At 66.6% G+C, this 18,702-nt stretch carries 18 protein-coding genes; 12 read left to right on the top strand and 6 right to left on the bottom strand.

The features are described 5' to 3' along the window. Positions 1–90 precede the first annotated feature (90 nt). From FHJ30_RS11110 to FHJ30_RS11120, 3 genes are all read right to left on the bottom strand, one after another. Complete coding sequence (locus tag FHJ30_RS11110; RefSeq protein ID WP_139029366.1) at positions 91–351, bottom strand: SHOCT domain-containing protein; 261 nt, start codon at positions 349–351, stop codon at positions 91–93. 118 nt (positions 352–469) lie between these two features. After that, positions 470–901 carry a hypothetical protein gene (locus FHJ30_RS11115; protein ID WP_139029367.1) on the bottom strand — a complete coding sequence of 144 codons (432 nt, stop codon included), beginning with the start codon at positions 899–901 and terminating at the stop codon, positions 470–472. A gap of 85 nt (positions 902–986) precedes the next feature. Then, entirely contained in the window at positions 987–1,853 is an 867-nt protein-coding gene (locus FHJ30_RS11120) for a hypothetical protein (RefSeq protein ID WP_240793672.1), read from the bottom strand. Between the two features lie 177 nt (positions 1,854–2,030). Between FHJ30_RS11120 and FHJ30_RS11125 the strand changes: the two genes are divergently transcribed. From FHJ30_RS11125 to FHJ30_RS11150, 6 genes are all read left to right on the top strand, one after another. Next, the gene (locus tag FHJ30_RS11125; RefSeq protein WP_139029368.1) at positions 2,031–2,897 is read left to right on the top strand and encodes a universal stress protein; all 867 of its coding nucleotides are present in this window, start codon (positions 2,031–2,033) and stop codon (positions 2,895–2,897) included. A gap of 81 nt (positions 2,898–2,978) precedes the next feature. Continuing rightward, entirely contained in the window at positions 2,979–4,613 is a 1,635-nt protein-coding gene (locus FHJ30_RS11130) for a DUF4389 domain-containing protein (RefSeq protein WP_139029369.1), read from the top strand. A gap of 105 nt (positions 4,614–4,718) precedes the next feature. Next, complete coding sequence (locus tag FHJ30_RS11135; RefSeq protein ID WP_139029370.1) at positions 4,719–5,057, top strand: hypothetical protein; 339 nt, start codon at positions 4,719–4,721, stop codon at positions 5,055–5,057. A gap of 134 nt (positions 5,058–5,191) precedes the next feature. After that, entirely contained in the window at positions 5,192–5,650 is a 459-nt protein-coding gene (locus FHJ30_RS11140) for a universal stress protein (protein WP_139029371.1), read from the top strand. Positions 5,651–5,699: 49 nt separating this feature from the next. After that, positions 5,700–6,695 carry a polysaccharide deacetylase family protein gene (locus FHJ30_RS11145; RefSeq protein ID WP_139029470.1) on the top strand — a complete coding sequence of 332 codons (996 nt, stop codon included), beginning with the start codon at positions 5,700–5,702 and terminating at the stop codon, positions 6,693–6,695. 14 nt (positions 6,696–6,709) lie between these two features. Continuing rightward, positions 6,710–9,502, top strand: a complete 2,793-nt coding sequence (locus tag FHJ30_RS11150; protein WP_139029372.1) for an HAD-IC family P-type ATPase — start codon at positions 6,710–6,712, stop codon at positions 9,500–9,502. Positions 9,503–9,508: 6 nt separating this feature from the next. On the opposite strand, the gene FHJ30_RS11155 is transcribed toward FHJ30_RS11150, so the two are convergent. After that, the gene (locus FHJ30_RS11155) at positions 9,509–10,171 is read right to left on the bottom strand and encodes a hypothetical protein (RefSeq protein WP_139029373.1); all 663 of its coding nucleotides are present in this window, start codon (positions 10,169–10,171) and stop codon (positions 9,509–9,511) included. A gap of 120 nt (positions 10,172–10,291) precedes the next feature. On the opposite strand from FHJ30_RS11155, the gene FHJ30_RS11160 reads away from it, so the two are divergent. Both FHJ30_RS11160 and FHJ30_RS11165 read left to right on the top strand, forming a co-directional pair. Continuing rightward, positions 10,292–10,729 (top strand): VOC family protein, encoded by a 438-nt coding sequence (locus FHJ30_RS11160; RefSeq protein ID WP_139029374.1) that lies wholly within the window; start codon positions 10,292–10,294, stop codon positions 10,727–10,729. 126 nt (positions 10,730–10,855) lie between these two features. After that, on the top strand, positions 10,856–11,377 hold the full coding sequence (locus FHJ30_RS11165) for a hemerythrin domain-containing protein (RefSeq protein WP_139029375.1): 522 nt from the start codon (positions 10,856–10,858) through the stop codon (positions 11,375–11,377). Positions 11,378–11,391: 14 nt separating this feature from the next. Here the strand turns inward: FHJ30_RS11165 and FHJ30_RS11170 are convergent, their stop codons facing one another. Further along, the gene (locus tag FHJ30_RS11170; RefSeq protein WP_139029376.1) at positions 11,392–11,868 is read right to left on the bottom strand and encodes a universal stress protein; all 477 of its coding nucleotides are present in this window, start codon (positions 11,866–11,868) and stop codon (positions 11,392–11,394) included. Between the two features lie 332 nt (positions 11,869–12,200). On the opposite strand from FHJ30_RS11170, the gene FHJ30_RS11175 reads away from it, so the two are divergent. Continuing rightward, on the top strand, positions 12,201–12,824 hold the full coding sequence (locus FHJ30_RS11175) for a response regulator transcription factor (RefSeq protein WP_139029377.1): 624 nt from the start codon (positions 12,201–12,203) through the stop codon (positions 12,822–12,824). A gap of 57 nt (positions 12,825–12,881) precedes the next feature. Here the strand turns inward: FHJ30_RS11175 and FHJ30_RS11180 are convergent, their stop codons facing one another. Beyond that, the gene (locus FHJ30_RS11180; protein WP_171058999.1) at positions 12,882–14,537 is read right to left on the bottom strand and encodes a GAF domain-containing protein; all 1,656 of its coding nucleotides are present in this window, start codon (positions 14,535–14,537) and stop codon (positions 12,882–12,884) included. Positions 14,538–14,814: 277 nt separating this feature from the next. Between FHJ30_RS11180 and FHJ30_RS11185 the strand changes: the two genes are divergently transcribed. From FHJ30_RS11185 to FHJ30_RS11195, 3 genes are read left to right on the top strand one after another with little or no spacing between them, the layout of a single operon-like run. Further along, positions 14,815–15,276: a pyridoxamine 5'-phosphate oxidase family protein gene (locus FHJ30_RS11185; RefSeq protein WP_139029379.1), complete on the top strand. Its 462-nt coding sequence runs from the start codon at positions 14,815–14,817 to the stop codon at positions 15,274–15,276. Positions 15,277–15,321: 45 nt separating this feature from the next. Next, positions 15,322–16,197, top strand: a complete 876-nt coding sequence (locus tag FHJ30_RS11190; protein WP_139029380.1) for a universal stress protein — start codon at positions 15,322–15,324, stop codon at positions 16,195–16,197. Between the two features lie 25 nt (positions 16,198–16,222). Continuing rightward, complete coding sequence (locus FHJ30_RS11195) at positions 16,223–18,670, top strand: HAD-IC family P-type ATPase (RefSeq protein ID WP_139029471.1); 2,448 nt, start codon at positions 16,223–16,225, stop codon at positions 18,668–18,670. Positions 18,671–18,702: the final 32 nt, after the last annotated feature.

Here is an 18,702-nt window from a genome sequence, read left to right on the forward strand (position 1 = left end):
GTCGCCGCATGGCGGCCCGGAGGAGGAGCACACGGGCTACGAGCTGCACATCCATGGATCCGGCCGTGGAAAACCGGGCACGGCGGCTGGTCAGGCCCCGCGGGCGCGGCGGAGTGCCGCGAGGCGGGCCGAATATTCCGTCTCGTCTATTTCACCGCGGGCAAAGCGCTCGGCCAGCAGTTGCTCCGCACTGCCGGTGCTGTGGGCTCCGCCGCCATCCCTGCGATTGCTGACCGACATGGAGCGCGCAAAAACGACGATGGCGGCGATGATTGCACCCCAGAACAAGATGAAGCTCACCACCATCAGGATGTAGCCCCAGGCGCCCATGTTGCCGTCCCAAAACATCATCCCTGCCTCCTCACCTCATGCGGCCCCGCCCTGCTCCTGCTTCGAGGATCCATCCCGCGCGGCCGCGCCGCCAGAGTCTTTCGTCCCAAGAATGAACGCGCGGTCAGGGCCGCACACCTCAACGCTCCAGGTCGTCAGGCTCGAACTCGCTGAGCGGGGACCCGCCAAAGTTCTCCGTGTCGTCGCTGCCCTCAGACTCAGGCCCGCCCGGATTCTCCCCGAAGTCGACGTCCGCAACGGCCTCGCCCAAGGTGGGCGTCACCGGAACATCCTGGCGGTCATCGGCCGCGTACCGTGCCTGGGCTGAGTCGTCCCGGAATGCCTGCTCGCTAATGAAATCTTCTTCTTCCCCGGAGACCGCCTCGTCCTGGAGTAGAGGATCCTCCTGCCAGCGGTCCGGATTGTTTTCCGCCGCACCCGGGTAGCTGTCCGGCGCGCCCTTAACAGGGTCGAGTTCAAAGGACGCAGCCGCGCCGGGAGTCTCATCAAGAAGCACGTCGTCATCCCGGACAACCTCAAGGTTGTCGTCAGGGAGGTTCTGTTCCGTCATGGTGATGCCTTTCTCTTGAACAGCCAACGTCGCGTGGACAGGCTAAGCGGACAATAGTAAGCATACTGACGAAACAGTGGGGGCGCTAACCTCCCTGGCTTCCCTTGCCCCGGACCTGGACTATGCGCAACCGGCTCAGATGCAGGGCTCCGAGGACCAGGAACAGCAGCGACAATGCCAGCCAGGACCAGAAGGCTGCGGGGTCGAACCGTGCGCCGAACAGCGCCTTGGCGGGCTCCGCCGCAGCAAGGGACAGGATCAGGGCAAAGCCGAGCACATAGGCGGCCGGCAGCAGCAGCACCCCAGGCGTCCTCCCCCGGAAGGCCGCAACTGCGAGGATGAGGAAGGCCGGCATGATGAAGCAGAGATCCAGGATAAAGACCGAGTAGATGGTTTCAATCTTCTGCCGGGCTGCCATGAGCGGTACCAGCATGCCGATCCACAACGGATAGAACATCAGCGGTTGCAGGAGCGCCCCCGCCGCTGACGCTAGCCGTACGCGTTTGGGCAGGTGCACCCGGGCCGTCCCGCGGCACAAGGCGGCCACCTGGTACACCAGTGCCCAGACGGCGATTGAGAAGATGGCCATGTAGACCAGGTAGAGCCAGTTATAGACGCGTTCAATGATGTAGATGCCGTAGGCATAGGCGAGGTAGCCAAGCAGGCCCAGGACAATGATTTCCAGCTTTGGGCTGGATCCCCCGGCCGCCCAGGCAAGGGCCAGCAGCGCCAGTGCGGCGCCAAGGGACATGGCGTCCTGCGAGAACGCTCCGGGAAGGTAAGGCTCCTCGATGAGGCCGCTGTAGATCCCCGGGGAGGCGATTCCGGCACCGGATGCCAGAAGCGTCAGCACTGCCGTGAGCACCCAGGCAACCCGCCGCTGGATGTTCCTCTCCCGGCTGATGGGTTCCCGGGCGGGCGCGGATGGCGTACCTGCTGCTGCTTTATTCAACTTGCGGCTCCTTTGGGTTTATGTGAAGGCTCCCATGGGCGCGTTGCGGCGGCGAAGTGGCTAAGGTCCCCCTGTGGCCACCCGCGCGACTTGCCATGACCTTTGGCCCTATATCTCCTGCCGGCACAGAGCCAGTCTTGAACTGGACACCGCCCGAGAAAGACAGGGAGCCCTGCCATGACAACCCGTAAACCGATCGCAGTCGCCACCAACGACTCCCCGCAGAGCCAGGCGGCCGTGCTCTGGGCTGCCCGCCGGGCCGAGCGCTCCGGCCTGCCACTGGTGATCCTCCACGTCGTGGACGACCGGTGGATGGCTGAACCGTATCCGTGGATCGGCGTCCTCGAGGAGGCGGGCGACAAGCTCCTGCAGACTGCCGCCGGACGTATCCGGGGGGCTTTCCCCATTGGCGTTACCACCCGGCTGCTCACCGGAAGCGTAGGGGGCTCACTGGCGAAGTACTCCGGCAAAGCATCCATGGTGGTGGTGGGCTCGGGCACCGGCCACCTTGGCGGTTCCCTCGCAGACCGGGCCCTCCAGGTTGCGGCCTCGTCCAAGGTCCCTGTTGCGGTGGTGGGAACCCAGGAGCTGGAGGGCCGGTCCGGCGTGGTGGTGGGCGTCGACGGCTCCAAGGAAGCGACCCAGGCTGTGGCCTTTGCCGCTGCGGAGGCTGACAGGGAGGGGGACGACCTCACTGTGGTGTATGCCATCAACGCTCCCGACCGGGTAACGGACGCCGGCCTGTTGTCCACCAGCCTGGCTGACCTCATTACCGAGGAGGAGCGCATTGTCTTGTCCGAGACAGTGGCGGGGCTCAACGAGGACTACCCAAGCCTGCGGGTGCATCGGGTGCTGGAAACAGAAAGGGGCCCGGTGGAATCACTGGTTGATGCTGCTGCCGGGGCCAGGATGCTGGTGGTGGGCAGCCGAGGGAGGGGCGGAATCAAACGGCTTCTTCTCGGTTCCACAGCGCATGGGGTCCTCAAGCACCTGCCGTGCCCTACCGTGATTACCCGGATCCAGGCAATCAAGAACAAGACCTAGGCCGCACCGGCGGCGCCGCCGCCCGCGCACCGTGCTCCCACGCACAAACTGTCCCATTCCCTACATTCCGGGTTCGGCATCATGAAAAAGACCGCTGCAATAATCATGCTCATCCTGGGGATCCTCATCTCGATCGTCGGGGCCACCATCCTGGCCGGGGGTGCCGTGGCGTCAGTGGTGGGATCCGCCCAAGGCGACGGATACCTCACCACTCGCACGGAACGCCTTTCGGTGGGTTCCCACGCCCTGACCTCGCCGAGGCTTGACGCGGTGGGCGAGGGCGTACCGCCCCGCCTTCCTTTCGACGTCGGAACGCTGAGGCTGCGTGCTTCTTCCGTGGACCCCGGCAAGGAAATCTTCATGGGCGTCGCCCCGCAGGCCGACGTCGAGCGATACCTTTCAGGCGTGCATCACTCGGAGCTGCTTAAAGTCGACAGCCGGCCCTTCAGGGCCGAATACCGCGACATTCCTGGCACCAGCACTCCGGCACCGCCAGGAGAGCAAACGTTCTGGAGCGCCTCGGCCTCCGGGTCCGGCCAACAGGATCTCACGTGGGATCTTGCCGCCGGCAACTGGGCGATTGTCATCATGAACGCCGACGCCAGCCCCGGTGTCAATGCCGAGGTGCAGGCAGGTTTTCGCTCTGACCTGATCCGGCCGGCGGCAACGGGCCTGCTGGTGGGTGGTGCAGTCGCGCTGGCAATCGGGATTCCGTTGCTGATCCTGGGGGCCGTTGGACTCGGCCGGCATACGGGGCCCCACTCCGGCGGGCCGGCCGGGCCACCCCCCGGCTACGGGCCACCCCCCGGCTACGGGCCACCCCCCGGTTATGCGCCACCCCCACCCGGGTACGGCCAGCCCCCGGGGTATGCGCCGCCACCCGGCTACGCAGGTGCACCGGGAACGGAGGGCGCCCCGGGAGGTCCCGGAAATCCCGGCACACCGGGAGCCCCGCCGCTGCCCCAGCCTGGCCAAGGGGACCGGGCGGAACGTGCTCCCTACCCGGCCCGGCTCTTCGGCGATCTTGACCCGGCCCTGTCGCGCGCGATGTGGCTGGTCAAGTGGTTCCTTGCCATCCCGCACTTCATCGTGCTGTTTTTCCTGTGGTTTGCGTTCGTCGTGACCACCATCGTGGCGTGGTTCGCCATCCTTTTTACCGGCCGCTACCCCCGGTCCCTGTTCGACTTCAACGTGGGCGTCCTGCGCTGGAACTGGCGGGTCGCTTTCTACGCTTACGCCGCGGCAGGAACGGACCTCTACCCGCCGTTCACCCTGGCACGAACCAACTATCCTGCCGACTTCGAGGTTGACTACCCGGAGCGCCTATCCCGCGGGCTGGTCCTGGTGAAATCGTGGCTCCTCGCCATCCCCCATCTGCTCATCGTTGCAGCCCTCTCCGGCACCAACTGGACCTGGCGGGCGGAAACCGATGACTTGGGAACCACCTACCAACGGAGCACAGGCGTGTCGCTGCTGGGCCTGCTGGTCCTGATTGCAGTTGTGGCCCTGCTGTTCACCGGCCGCTACCAGCGCCCGCTGTTCGACCTGATCCTCGGCATCAACCGCTGGATCTACAGGGTCCTTGCATACGCCGCCCTTATGCGGGACGAATACCCCCCGTTCCGCCTGGACCAGGGGGCCCGTGAAGTACCGCCGGCCCTGGCGGGACCGCCATACCAGGGAGCGGCCCGCCCCTCGAATGACGGACTGCTTTAACGCAGCAGCAGCGTCGAACGGCCCCAGGTTTGCCTCTATTCTTGGATAGAAGCCCGCCCTAAACTGACCTTGCAATCATCGGCTGCATACAAGAGGGAGAAGGCCATGGCGGTCATCGAGCAGGTGCGCGAAGGAATGCACGTCGTAGCGTCGGACGGAAAGAAAATCGGCAAGGTCGAGGACCTTAAAATGGGTGATCCGGAGGCGGTGACCTCTGACGGCCAGACGGACCCTGAAACCGGAGGCCTCGTCAATACTTCGATCCATGGGTTTGCCGCGTCGTCCAGGTTGCCCCACCACACCGCAGAGAGGCTGTTGCGGATCGGCTATGTGAAAGTGGACAGGTCCGGTTTATTGACTGGTCACGCCTACTTTGCATCGGATGAGCTGGACCGGGTTGAGGGCGATACGTTGTGGCTCAAAGAGGGGTCCCACACCGGCTAGGTGGGAATGTCCGCTGCCACCCGACCTCAACCCCCTCGTCGCTGCCGCCTGCAGTGACTTTCGGCCCTACCTTTGCGGGAGCCCGCCGGGACACCATTGCCAGTGTGGCCGCACGGGCCGCATGAGGAGCTGAGATGAATACTTCCGGAGCACCGTTCTCGCGGATACTGGTAGGGGTCGACGGATCGGAGGCTTCCATTGAGGCCCTGCGGCAGGCCCAGCGGCTGGCGGTCCCGCTCGGCGCGAAGGTCCTGGCCAATGCCTACTGGGATTATCCGCAGGTCTACACGGGCTACGTGATGATGGGCATTGAGGGCTTCGAGGAACGCGCCGGGGACATCCTGGCGGAGGCAGTCAAGTCCGCCTTCGGTGACGAAACGCCGTCGAACGTCATCTCCAGCCTGGTCCGCGGCCATCCCAGGGAATCACTGATTGAAGCCAGCCGCGAAGCGGACATGGTAGTGGTGGGAAGGCGGGGGCACGGCGGCTTCGGCGGGCTGCTGCTGGGCTCAGTCAGTTCCGCGCTGGTGGCCCATGCCCATTGTCCCGTGCTGGTGGTCCACACACCGGAAAGCCACACGGCGTCCCCTTAGGGCAGGGCGGCTTGGGCAGGAACACACCAGGTAGTGACCGTTGACAATAATGCAGCAGGGCGGACGACGGCGGGTGGTCGCCGTGGCGGTGGCGCTCGCCCTGCTGGCGCTCGCCATAGTCCTGGCGCTGGTGCTCAGGGCGCCGGCAGGAGGGCCGCCGTCCGCCGGTCCGTCAGGCTCCGCGAGTGCCTCCGCAAGCCCGGAAGCGCCAAGCCCGGGCCCCAGCCCCACTCCTGGTGCCGCCAGCGCATCTCCCCCGGCGTCGGAGCCGGCGGAAGCCTCAACGGAAACACCCGAGGCGGGCCAAACTCCCGTCCAGCCGCCGGTCATCGTGCCTCCCGTCCCCGCCGCTCCGCCCTCCGGGCCCGACGCCGGCCCCGGCCCGGTTGCGCCGGCCGCGCCGTTCCCTGCCCCGCTCCGTGGCCAGGACCTCACGGTCATCCCGGGCGCCGGGCAAGTGGTGGCGCTGACTTTCGATGCGGGAGCCAACTCTGCGGGGCTGCCAAAGATCCTCGCAACCCTGTCCGCAAAGGGGGTTGCCGCCACGTTCTTCCTGACCGGGAACTGGGCCGGTGCGAACCCCGGCGGAGTGGGGCAGATCGTTTCCGCGGGGCACCGGGTGGCCAACCACTCCATGACCCATCCTGGTTTCACGGGGCTTACCGCCACCGGCATTGCTCAGCAGGTCCTCGGGGCGGAGCAGGCCATCCTGGCCGCCGGCGCGGACCCCCGGCCGCTGTTCCGCTTTCCCTTCGGCGAACGCGATGGCCGGACCATTACCGCCGTCAACGACCTCGGCTACGTTGCAGTCCGGTGGACGGTGGACACCCTGGGATGGAAAGGCACCAGCGGCGGCGTCACCATGCAGATCGTCGCTGACCGCACCCTGGCGGAGCTGCAGCCAGGCGAAATCGTCCTGATGCACATCGGTTCCAATCCCAACGACGGCACCACGCTGGACGCCGATGCCCTGCCGCAGATCATCGACCGGATCAGTGCCGCGGGGTATGGCTTCGTCACCCTCGACGCACTGCTGGCCTCATAGGCAGGGCCGGACCCATGGCGAAGGCCAGGCAGGCAGGACCCGGCGGCAGGAAGTCCGTCCCGGCCACGAACGGCGTCCAGGACCGGGCCCACCACGGCCTCCCCCTTCACGAAGTTGTGCTGCTGCTGGAGACGGACCACGTGCAGGGCCTCGATTCCGGGGAGGTGGCGCGCCGGCAGGCCCAGTTCGGCGCCAACGTGCTGCCCCGTTCACGAAGCGGGGGCATTGCCCGCAAGCTTGCCCGCCAGTTCAACAATCCGCTGGTTTACGTCCTGCTGGCCGCGGCCGCCGTCACCCTCCTCCTGGGCGAGTACCTGGACTCGGCCGTCATCCTCGCCGTGGTCCTGGTGAATACGGTCATCGGCTTTGTCCAGGAGGTCCGCGCGGAGGCTGCCCTGGATGCCCTCCATTCCCTCGTCCGGACCCGCGCCGTAGTGACACGGGGCGGGCAAAGGCATGAGGTTCCCTCCGAGGACCTGGTCCCGGGAGACCTCGTCCTGCTGGAAGCCGGCGACAAGGTGCCGGCGGACCTCCGGCTGGTACGGCTGTCCGGCCTGCGCGCGGACGAGTCGGCACTGACCGGCGAATCCGACGCCGTGGCCAAGGACGAGGTGGTACTGCCCACCGCCACCCCCGTGGCGGACCGCAGGAACATGGTCTACAGCGGCACCCTGGTGACCGCGGGCACCGGCGCAGGCATCGTCGTCGCCATCGGCGGCGAGACGGAACTTGGCGAGATCCACCGGCTCATGGGTGCTGTGCAGCCGGTGGCCACACCGCTGACGCAGAAACTGTCCCGCTTCAGCATGACGCTCACGGTGGCCATCCTTGCCTTGGCCGCGGTGGCCTTCCTCGCTGGCGTGGCACGGGGCCAGCAACCGGCAGAGATGTTCACTGCCGCCGTCGCGCTGGCAGTGGGGGCCATTCCGGAAGGGCTGCCGGCCGCCGTCACTGTCACGCTAGCCATCGGGGTCCGCCGGATGGCCCGGCGCCGGGCTGTGGTCCGCCGGCTCCCGGTGGTTGAGACGCTGGGCAGCACCACGGTGATCTGCTCGGACAAGACCGGCACATTCACGGAAAACCAGATGACGGTGCGTGCGCTCTGGACTCCGTCCGCCAGGTACGAGGTGACGGGTTCCGGTTACGCCCCGGAAGGGCACGTCCTTCCTGCCGGGGCCGGCGTCCCTGCGGCCGAGACCGGAGCAGGGCGGACGACGGCGGCACGGGACGAGGGACTGTACTGGTCCCTGCTGGCGGGCGGCGCCTGCAATGACGCCAAGATCATCCGGGAGGGGCATGCCTGGCAGGCCCAGGGGGACCCCACGGAAGCTGCCATGGTGGTGGCTGCCGCGAAGGGCGGCGTGGACGCCGCTGGATTCCTTTCGGCCAATCCGCGGACCGGCGCGCTGCCCTTCACCTCCGAGCGCCAGTACATGGCCACCTTCCACACCTCCGCGTTCCCGGGCGGCAGCGGCAAGGAGCCCGCCATTGTGCTGGTCAAGGGCGCGGTGGAGCGGGTGCTGGAGCTTTGTGCGGGCCAGATGGACAGCCAGGGCCGCACCATTCCGCTGTCCAGGCAGCCGGTGCTCGATGAAGCCCACCGGTTCGCCGGCACCGGCCTGAGGGTCCTTGCCACGGCGATGATGCGCCTCCCTGCCGGGGGTGCCCTGGCCGAGCCAAGCCTGCAGGGGCAGCTGACCTTGACAGGGCTGCAGGCCATGTTCGATCCACCCCGCGAGGCCGCGGCGAAGGCAGTGGAGGCCTGCCACCAGGCGGGCGTGGCGGTGAAAATGATTACCGGAGACCACGTGGGAACAGCCTCCACCATTGCCAAGGCAGTGGGCCTGACAGCGGACCGCGCGGACGGGACGGCACTGACGGGAACTGAACTTGACGCGATACCCGCGGACGCCCTGCCCGACGCCGTCGAGCGGGCCACGGTCTTCGCACGGGTGTCCCCCGAACAGAAGCTCCGCCTGATCGGCGCCCTGCAGTCCCGGGGAAACGTGGTCGCCATGACGGGGGACGGCGTCAACGACGCACCGGCCCTGCGGCAGGCGAACGTGGGCATAGCCATGGGCCGCTCGGGGACGGAGGTGGCCAAGGAGGCCTCGGACATCGTCCTCACCGACGACGACTTTGCCACCATCGAGGCAGCCGTCGAGGAAGGCCGGAACGTCTTTGACAACCTGACCAAGTTCATCGTTTGGACCCTGCCCACGAACATGGGGGAAGGCCTGGTGATCCTGGTGGCAATCCTGGTCGGGGCAACGCTCCCCGTCCTGCCCACCCAGATCCTGTGGATCAACATGACCACCGCTGTGGCCCTGGGCCTGATGTTGGCATTCGAGCCGAAGGAACCCGGCCTGATGTCCCGCCCGCCCCGCGCCCCCGGCCGCCCGCTCCTGACCTGGACCCTCACCCTTCGGATCATGCTGGTCTCCACCCTCCTCGTGGCAGGCACCTGGTGGATCTTCGAACTCGAACTCGCGGGCGGCGCCTCGCTCGCAGAAGCCCGGACGGCGGCCGTCAACCTTTTTGTTGCCGTGGAACTGTTCTACCTGTTCAGCTGCCGTTCCCTGACCCGGTCGGTCTGGCGGATCGGCTTCTTCAGCAACCGCTGGGTCATCCTTGGTGTCCTGGTCCAGGCAGCCGGCCAGCTGGCCATTACGTACTTGCCACTGATGAACGAGCTGTTCCATACGGCCCCGATCACCGCGGAAGCCTGGCTGCGGATCCTGGGTATCGCTCTGCTCGCGTCCCTGGTTGTGGCAGTGGAAAAGCGCTTCCGCCGCAGTGAGTTCTAGGTCCTGTCACCCTTCTGGACGGCGCTGGCCCGCCGTGCCCCACGTCGTCGACAGGAGCCGCACCATCACCAAACCGGTAACCACGGCCATGGCCACCGCCATCAGGATGGCCGCCCCGATTCCGATCGCCGCAACCAGCCATAGCTCCTGGCCAGGCTGCCACAGCGGGGTGGCCGCAGCCATGAAGACACCCAGCCCTGCCGCCCATGCGGCGGCGCTGCCGGCTACCCACCGCCAGGCCTGCGGGGCGTGATGCCGCAGTTCTACCCACTGCGCAAGGCCGATCGACACCAGGACCACCACCGCCGCCACGGCTCCCGTAGCGGCCTGGGCGGGTGCGGGCCAGCCCTGCCAACCCTCGTTGCTGAAGGTCAGCAGTGCCACGGCCCAGGCAACCACTGCCGCCGCTGCCGTTAAGAGGACCCACCGCCGGGCGGACACACCGGGCAGCCTTGTCCTGAGTACCCGCACCTGGAACCACCCCAGAACGGCTCCTTCAACAAAGCCGGCCAGCACCAGCAGGGGAACCGCCGCCGCCGGACCCAGGGCAGCCGAGGCGGACTGGGCGAGTGCCGGGGCCAGGAACCCCAGGCTCTCACCGAGGCTCACCCAGCCCACCCACTGGGCGAGGAATGCATTTCTGCGCGTCGCGACAGGTCCGTCAGCCACCGGGTACAGTCCTCCTTCTGCTGTCCTCCCAGCGTGGGCCGCGCGGCGGTGGAAACGCCAGTGCCAAAGGCCCCGGCGGTGGCACTGGAGCCGGCCGTCCCGCCTTGGTAGCTTCAACGGATGGGCATCAAACTTGAGAACGTGGGTATCGCGGTCCGCGACCTGGAAGCGGCAATCGCCTTTTTCACGGACCTGGGGCTCAATGTCGCCGGCCGTGACACGGTCAGCGGCGAGTGGGCCGACACCGCGGTCGGGCTTGACGGGAACCACGCAAAGATTGCGGTGCTGCAGACCCCGGACGGTCGTGGCCAGCTGGAGCTCTTCGAATACATCCATCCCGAAGCAATCGAGACGAATCCAACCCGTCCCAACGAGATCGGCATGCACCGCGTGGCCTTCTCGGTCGACGACATCGACGCAGCGCTTGAGACAGCTGCGAAGCACGGATGCCATCCGCTGCGCGGCGTGGCGACCTACGGTGACACCTACAAACTCACGTACCTCCGCGGCCCCAGCGGAATCCTCGTGATGCTGGCCCAGAAGCTGGGAAACGGCTGACACCGGAACCGGGACCAATGGCTCTGCCTGCGGCCTGCGCCTGCCGCCCATAGTTAACGGCAGGGAAGCACCCTCCGCTGCCAGTAGTCCGGAAGCCACGGACTGCGCAAGAGTTAGGAAGAGTCCATGAACCAGCCCAAAGACGCCGCCTCCGAGGCCCAGGCACTCCAGGCGGTGGAACGGCATCATTCCCACATGCTCAAGCAGCTCAACGGGCTGGTGGCCCTGCTGATGGAAGCGGTTGAGGCAGGTGATTCCGGCGCCGAAGGAACAGCACAGGCAACGTTGTTGGACTGGTGCGACAGCGAGCTGATTCCCCACGCCCTGGCCGAAGAGGGCCCCTTGTACAGTGGCGGCACACCGGAGGGGCGGCTCCTGGTTGAGGGCATGCTGGCCGAGCACCGCGTCATCGTGGACCTGGTGGAGGAACTGCGCACGTCCAGCGGGCTGTCCGCGGTTGTTGCCGGCGCTGCCATCCAGCGGATGTTCGCCATGCACCTGGACAAGGAAAACCGCCTCCTCATGCCCTTCATAGCCGACTCCCCCGGGCTTTCCCTGGCCGAAGCGGTCAAGGGCCTCCACGAACTGACCGGAGAAGGCAGCGGGCACCACGCGGAAGCCCACGACGGCGGCGCGCACCAGCGGTGACCTGCCCGGCGTACCTACTTCCCGCCGTCGGCCTGTGCCGCTTCTTTTGCATAGCCGCGCTCTTCCTCCGGGGCGTGCACCACCAGGACAGGGCAGTGGGCGTGGCTGACGCAGGCTGAGCTGACGGAGCCCGGGACAAAGCCGCTGTGCCCGCGCCGTCCAACGATGAGGAGCGAGGCGTTCCGGCTCCCCTCGACCAGGAGCTCGCCGGGTTTTCCGCGCACCAGCCGGGTATGGACATGCAAAGGCCGCTCGGGGCCGAACGCGGCTGCGAGCGCCTTCTCCAGCGACTGCTCCGCAGCATATTCAAAACCTTCGATACCCACCACGAGGTAGAGCCCGAAGCCGGGTGGAACATCCCAGCATGCCCAGGCCTCCACCGTCGCTTCGAGGGGCCCGGCCAAAGCATCGGCCGTCCGGAGGGCCGCAACCGAGGCATCGGAACCATCCACGCCCACAATGATTTTGGGGTGCCGTTCGTGGGCATCCATGATGTGGGCTCCATTCTGTTTGGCCTGTTCCAAGATTGGACAAGGTTCGGCTGCCGGAATAGGGCCTAAAGTCACAGTGGGGCCGCCGGCCAACCGTTGGACCAGCTGGTGCTGGTGCAGTCCTTGCCGAAAAAAGCGCCGTTGTATGATCATGACTCCAGACTTTGGTCCCTTCCCGCCAATCTGTGCGGAAGGAAGAATAGGCCTAAGCCCTTCGCAGGGGCTGCCTCACACAGCAGTGGGTGCTTGGTCCTTATGAACATGGGAGCGGTTAAGTGCGTATGCATGAGTCAGGCCCGGAAGGTACTGCAGATCCCCGCGAGCCTTTGCGCGTGTTCATCCTCGATGACCACGAACTTGTCAGGCAGGGCCTGAAGGACCTGCTTGAGGGTGAAGGGTTCGTGGTGGTCGGCGAAAGCGGTTCGGCGGCGGAGGCCACGCGGCGCATCCCGGCCCTGCAGCCGGATATTGCGATCCTGGACGGCCGGCTTCCGGACGGCACCGGGATCGAGGTCTGCCGGGATGTGCGCTCGTTCGATCCCCGCCTGAACTGCCTGATCCTGACGAGTTACGACGACGAGCAGGCCATCCGGGGAGCAGTGCTGGCAGGCGCGTCCGGTTACATCCTCAAGCAGATCAGGAGTGATGACCTGCTGGCAGGGATCCGCAAGGCTGCCAGGGGCGAATCGCTGTTCGAGCCCGGTGTCAAGGAGCGGATTATCGCCGGCCTGTCCAAGACCCCGACAGACCCGCGCCTGGAGGCGCTCAGCGCGCAGGAGAAGAAGGTCCTCACGCTGATCGGGCAAGGTCTGACGAACCGCCAAATCGGCGAGGAACTCTTCCTCGCCGAGAAAACCGTGAAGAACTACGTTTCCTCCATCCTGGCCAAACTGGGGTTCGAGAGACGCACGCAGGCTGCCGTGTACGTAACCCGGAACGCGCAGGACGCGCAGTAGCCGCCGGCGCTTAAGCGCAGGGCCGGACCGTTCGGGTTCTGCTGGATCCGGGCCTGATTATTGGCGGTGGGCGGACCAGGTTATCCGGGTGCCGTCCCCCGGAGCACTCTGGATAGCGCAGCTGCCGCCCAGCAGCTCCGCACGGTGCCGCATGTTTGCCAGGCCACTGACCCGTGCAGGCTCGGCAAAACCGCAGCCGTTGTCCGTGATCACCAGCTCAACCTGTTTTTGGGTGACGGAGATGGTGACGCGGATTTCGTCGGCGCCGGAGTGCCGGGCGGCGTTGCTCAGTCCTTCGGAGAGGACGGAAAGCAGGTGGCCGGCGATGTTCTCCCGGACGGCATCGTCCACGGGCCCGGCAAAAGCGACTTTCGGCGCCACGGCGTAGCTCCGGGATGTCTCCTGCACCACCTTCAGGATGCGGCCCGTGAGCGGTTCATGCTCGTGTTCGCCCGTGCGGAGGGAGTAGATGGTGTCCCTCAGCTTCCTGATGGTGTCGTCAAGTTCTGACGTGACGACGGCGATCCGCTCGTGGGCGATCGGGTCCAGCGTGTAACGGCGAAGGCTCTGGATGCTCAGCCCCGAAGCGAACAGCCTCTGGATAACAAGATCGTGCAGGTCACGGGCAATCCGCTCCCGGTCGGTGAACAGGAGATTCTGTTCCCGCAGGGCGTGGACACGGGCCAGGTCAAGCGCGAGCCCGATCCTGCTGCCGAAAAGCGAGCTGGACTCGACCTCGGCCTGGTTGTAGGCAGCCGAGCCCACCGGCCGGGCGAGCAGCAGCACGCCGTTTTCACTGTTGCTGTGGCCAATGGCGCAGACCAGCACCGAACCAAGCTTTTCCGCCACCTCGTCCTCGAAGACCAGCTGGGGGTCCCGCGCCACAAGCGACTCCCCTGTTTCGATGACCCGGGAGACGACGTCGGACGCCGCAATTTCCTGTCCCGCCTGCAGGCCCTGCACCCCCAGGCACGCCCTGCACCGCAGGACGCCGTCCCCGGCGGGAACCGCAATCACGGCAAGCGCTGAATCCGACACCCGCAATGCAGTTTCGGCAACAAGATCGAGGTTTTCCTCAGTTTCCGGGTGCGGTGTCATGATCAGCCGGCTGCTCAGCTCCATGCCGGCCTCCAGCCATTTCTGGCGCCGCTTGCTGTCCTCGAAAAGGCGGGCATTCTGGATGGCCACGCCCGCTGCGGCAGCCAAGGCGACCGCGAGGTCCTCGTCCTCCGGCGTGAAGTCCTGTCCGCCGTCCTTTTCCGTCAGGTAGAGATTCCCGAACACTTCGTCCCTGACACGCACGGGTACGCCCAGGAAGGTCTTCATTGGCGGATGGTTCCTGGGAAAGCCTGATGCTATGGGGTGCTGGCCCAGGTCGTGCAGCCGCAAAGGCCGCGGCTCGCGGATCAGGAGCCCCAGGACGCCATGCCCGGTCGGCAGGTCCCCGATGGACCTGATTTCGTCCTCGTCAATCCCCACGGTGATGAAATGGCTCAGGCTGCGGTCCTCGGCAATGACCCCCAGCGCACCGTACCTGGCGCCGACAAGTTCGCAGGCGGACCGCACCAGCCGGTCCAGCACGGCTTCCAAGCTCAGATCCTCGGCAAGGGCCACCACGGAAGAGAGGAGTCCGTTCATCCGTTCCTGGGTCTGCAGCAGCTCATCCGCACGGGCAACAAAATCGCGCAGGAGGTCCTCGGCCCTTTCCTTCATTGGAGAGCGCCACGGCTCAGTACTCACGTCCGACCTCCTGTGACAGTTACCCGCGACGCTGCGGGCCCAGCAGCATTCCAATCGTCCGGGCCGGTTGGTTCCCCCGGAAACACCACTTCACCTGAGCACGAAGGGATGTCTTGGGACCAGTCTAGAAGACAAAGTCAAGGCCTGAAATGCCCCATTTGGAGCGTAGATCAACGCAGGCGGCCTTCGGCGGAACGGTCCGGGACCTTCTTCCCTAGCCGGGCGGGATTCCCCGCTTTAGGCTACGGCCATGGATACAGCTGCGACGGAACCGGAAGCCGAAAGCCTCGGCGTACATGACTGCTGGAGATACCTCCGGTCAACCTCCCTCTGCCGGATGGCCTTCACGCGTGGCGACACGGTGGAAATCTTCCCGGTGAACTACGTGCCCAGCAACGGAACACTGCTGATCCGTACGGGAGAAGGAACGAAGTTGGACGCCGTGGCTGAACGCAGGGTGGTGGCGCTGGAGGCCGATGGGCTGAACCAATACGGCACCATCGCCTGGAGTGTGGTGGTGAAGGGCCACGCAGTGGCCGTCACCGACGCCGAGGAATTCCAGGACGCCGCCGACGCGGGCTTGTCGCCCTGGCAGGCGGGACCCAAGAACAGCCTTATCCGCGTGACACCCGAGGAAATCACCGGACGGAGGTTCGTGATCGCTCCGCCAACCCATTGGTGGGCTCCGCAGGAACCGGCCGACAGGGCCTGACGCGCATCCTCACCGCCGGACCGACAGTACCAAGGAAGGTAACCCATGGACGCAACCAAGCCCATCGCCGTCGGCATCATCGACTCCTCCCCCTCGAACGCCGCCTTGCTGTGGGCGGCCGCCCGCGCCCGCCGGCTCAAGCTGCCGCTGGCAGTCCTCCATGTCCTGGATGACCGCTGGATGGCAGGCGAGGCGCTGGACGCCCTCCCCTATATTGACGCTCTGCGGAACTCCGCGCTGGACATGCTGAAGGAGGCCGGGGAACGCGTACGCGCGGCAGAACCCGACCTCCAGGTAACAACCGAACTCCTGGAAGGCAGCGTCGGGGGTTCGCTGGGCGACTATTCAAAGAACGCGTCCATGCTGGTGCTGGGCAGCAGCGGCCACTCCCGCGCCGCACTGACGGACCGCGCACTCCAGGCGGCCGCCACCGCAGAATGCCCGGTGGCGGTCATTGGCACAAACCAGGGCGGCGGCCAGGGCGTCGTGGTGGGCGTGGACGGATCAAGGGAGTCCACCCAGGCCGTGGCCTTCGCGGCATCTGAAGCTGACGCACTGGGCGAAGAACTCACCGTCCTCTACGCCTTCACCGGCCCCAATCGCTGGATCAAGGCCGGACTGCCGTCCAGCAGTTTCGCCGAGCACGTGGTGGAAGAGGAACAGATCGTGCTGTCGGAGACAGTGGCCGGGCTCCGCCAGGACTATCCCGGCCTCGTGGTGCATGGAGTCCTCGAAACTGTCCTGGAACCTGCCGACGCCCTGGTGCAGGCCGCCGCCAACGCAAGGATGCTGGTCCTGGGAAGCCGCGGCAGGGGCGGCTTCGGGAGGCTGCTCCTGGGGTCGACGGCGCATGGTGTCCTGACCCAGCCTCCCTGCCCCACCGTCATCACACGGCTGAAGAAGACCCGGCACGAAAAATGACCGGCGGAACCCTGCCAACGGCGTGATGTATGAAGCCCGGGAAAGCATCGAACACCAACCGTCCTCCAGCGTTCCCGGGGGCCGGCGGCGGCGCGACGGGCTTACCTCGGCTGAGGTCCTGGAGCGAACCAGCGCAGGACGGGGCAACAGTGTCCCGGGGACAACAAGCCGCAGTCTCTGGGAGATCGTCCGCGCGAACGTCCTGACCCTTTTCAACGGCATCGTGGCGGGGTGCTTCATCCTGCTGTTGGTGCTGGACCAGTGGCGGGACGCGCTTTTTGGCTTTTCAGCCCTCGGGAATTCCCTGATCGGCATCGTGCAGGAATACCGCGCGAAACAATCCCTGGACCGGCTGGCCATTCTCCACGCGGCGGAGAGCAGGGTGGTGCGGGACGGCCGGACGCAGCAGGTCCCCGCGGACGCCCTGGTTCCGGACGACATCGTCCTGCTCAGCGCCGGGGAACAGGTCAGCGCGGACCTCCGCCTCCTGGACGGAGGGTACGTCGAGGCGGATGAGTCCTTCCTGACCGGAGAGTCCGAACCCGTGTCCAAGGCCCCCGGGGCGGTGCTCCTCTCCGGGTCGCTGATCATGGCAGGCAGTGGCCGTGCGGAGGTGGTCCGGGCTGGAGCGGACACGTTCGCCAACAAACTCACGGCTGAGGCCAAACGGTTCTCCCTGGTCACGTCCGAGATCCGCTCGGGCCTGGACAAGGTCCTCCGTGTTATCACCTGGCTGCTGCTGCCCACCGCGCTACTTGTGGCCAACGCCCAGATCCAGAACGCGGGCGGCTGGGAGGATGCCGTCAGTTCCGGAGGCTGGGTACCCGGCACCCTGGGGCTGGTGGCCAGCATCATTTCCATGATTCCGCTCGGCCTGGTCCTGTTCACCAGCGTCGCCTTCGCCGTCGGCGGGGTCCGGCTGGCCGGCCACATGGTCCTGGTGCAGGAACTGGCGGCCGTTGAGGTCCTGGCGAGGGTCGACGTCCTGTGCCTGGACAAGACCGGCACCCTGTCCTCCGGTTCCATCGCCTTCGAGGCCGTGCACGACGCCGGCACCCCACCAGTCGAGGGGTGGCGGAAGGCGCTGGAGTGGTTCGGTGCGAAGGAGGAAGCCAGCACCACCGCCAGGTCCATCGGTGAAGCCTTTCCCGCAGCGGACCTCCTGCCTGCGGCCGGCTCCGTTCCGTTCACGTCGGCCCGGAAGTGGAGCTCCGTGACGTTCCCGCCCGGCTCCGGGGCTGCCGGAACCTGGGTCCTGGGAGCCCCTGATGCCGTCCTCGGGGAATCGCCCTCCCGCGCCGGCGCCCACAGGCTCGCCGCAGCGCTGGCCTCCACCGGGCGGCGGACCCTGGCCCTCGCCCACCTGCCGGGCTCCATGCCCGCAATCGGGGAAGACGGCAGGCTGCCCCCTGGACTGGTGCCGGTGGTGCTGCTGACCTTCCGTGAGGACATCCGGAAGGACGCACACAGGACCCTTGCCTACTTCCGGCAACAGGGGGTCACCCTGAAGATCATTTCCGGTGACGATCCGCGCACCGTGGCGGTCCTCGCGCGCGAGGTGGGGTTTGGACAGGGCCCGGCCTATGACGCCCGGGAACTGCCCACCGACCCCGCCATGCTGGAGGAGACCATGGAGGGCAACCACGTGTTCGGAAGCGTGACTCCCGCCCAGAAGCGCGACATGGTCCAGGCCCTGAAGCGGCGCGGGCACACGGTGGCAATGACCGGAGACGGCGTCAATGATGTGCTTGCCCTGAAGGACGCGGATCTGGGCATCGCCATGGACACGGCGTCACCGGCAACCAAGGCCGTGGCGCGGCTTGTCCTCCTGGACGGGCGATTCGACAGATTGCCCGCCGTGGTGGCAGAGGGCCGCCGCGCCATCAGCAACATCGAGCGGGTTTCCATGGTGTTCCTCAGCAAGACGGTGTACATAACGCTGATCTCGCTGGCTTTCGCGCTGCTGCTGTTGCCTTTCCCGTTCCTTCCGCGCCAGCTGTCCGTGCTCGATGGACTGACCATCGGCCTGCCGGCGTTCTTCCTGGCGCTGCAGCCCAGTGCGCAGCGCTACGCACCAGGGTTCCTTAAACGCTCCCTGGCCTTCTCGCTGCCCGCCGGCCTGTGCGCAGCGCTGTGCGTACTGGCGGTCAACGCCTACGCACGGCTGGGCGGCCAATACAGTGCCGGGGCTGCCCAGTCCGCCACCGTCATCACCCTCGCCCTGATCGCGGCATGGGTCCTGGTCATGGCCTCGCGCCCGCTTAACTGGATCAAAACCCTCATCCTGGCCGGCATGTACGGCGGCCTGGTCCTGCTGTTCACCGTCCCGCCCGTGAAGGACTTCTTCAGGCTCGACTGGCCTCCCCCGGACCTGTTGGCGGCCTCCGTCATGGCAGCCGCGGCAGGAAGCCTTGCCATCGAAGGAGCAGGCTACTTCCAGCGGCGAGTGGCCGGCCGGCCAGGGGATGGCTGACGGAACATGACTTTTGGCTCTGTCCGGGCCCC

This window comes from Arthrobacter sp. BB-1 (genome assembly GCF_006151685.1).
Classification (GTDB): domain Bacteria; phylum Actinomycetota; class Actinomycetes; order Actinomycetales; family Micrococcaceae; genus Arthrobacter.

Bases quoted from the DNA above. Each gene is read 5' to 3' on its own strand.
- FHJ30_RS11135 (WP_139029370.1), top strand. From the start codon at position 4,719: ATGGCGGTCATCGAGCAGGTGCGCGAAGGAATGCACGTCGTAGCGTCG.
- FHJ30_RS11145 (WP_139029470.1), top strand. From the start codon at position 5,700: ATGCAGCAGGGCGGACGACGGCGGGTGGTCGCCGTGGCGGTGGCGCTC.
- FHJ30_RS11170 (WP_139029376.1), bottom strand. From the start codon at position 11,868: ATGGATGCCCACGAACGGCACCCCAAAATCATTGTGGGCGTGGATGGT.
- FHJ30_RS11180 (WP_171058999.1), bottom strand. From the start codon at position 14,537: ATGAAGGAAAGGGCCGAGGACCTCCTGCGCGATTTTGTTGCCCGTGCG.
- FHJ30_RS11110 (WP_139029366.1), bottom strand. From the start codon at position 351: ATGATGTTTTGGGACGGCAACATGGGCGCCTGGGGCTACATCCTGATG.
- FHJ30_RS11140 (WP_139029371.1), top strand. From the start codon at position 5,192: ATGAATACTTCCGGAGCACCGTTCTCGCGGATACTGGTAGGGGTCGAC.
- FHJ30_RS11160 (WP_139029374.1), top strand. From the start codon at position 10,292: ATGGGCATCAAACTTGAGAACGTGGGTATCGCGGTCCGCGACCTGGAA.
- FHJ30_RS11150 (WP_139029372.1), top strand. From the start codon at position 6,710: ATGGCGAAGGCCAGGCAGGCAGGACCCGGCGGCAGGAAGTCCGTCCCG.
- FHJ30_RS11165 (WP_139029375.1), top strand. From the start codon at position 10,856: ATGAACCAGCCCAAAGACGCCGCCTCCGAGGCCCAGGCACTCCAGGCG.
- FHJ30_RS11195 (WP_139029471.1), top strand. From the start codon at position 16,223: ATGTATGAAGCCCGGGAAAGCATCGAACACCAACCGTCCTCCAGCGTT.
- FHJ30_RS11115 (WP_139029367.1), bottom strand. From the start codon at position 901: ATGACGGAACAGAACCTCCCTGACGACAACCTTGAGGTTGTCCGGGAT.
- FHJ30_RS11130 (WP_139029369.1), top strand. From the start codon at position 2,979: ATGAAAAAGACCGCTGCAATAATCATGCTCATCCTGGGGATCCTCATC.
- FHJ30_RS11190 (WP_139029380.1), top strand. From the start codon at position 15,322: ATGGACGCAACCAAGCCCATCGCCGTCGGCATCATCGACTCCTCCCCC.
- FHJ30_RS11125 (WP_139029368.1), top strand. From the start codon at position 2,031: ATGACAACCCGTAAACCGATCGCAGTCGCCACCAACGACTCCCCGCAG.
- FHJ30_RS11185 (WP_139029379.1), top strand. From the start codon at position 14,815: ATGGATACAGCTGCGACGGAACCGGAAGCCGAAAGCCTCGGCGTACAT.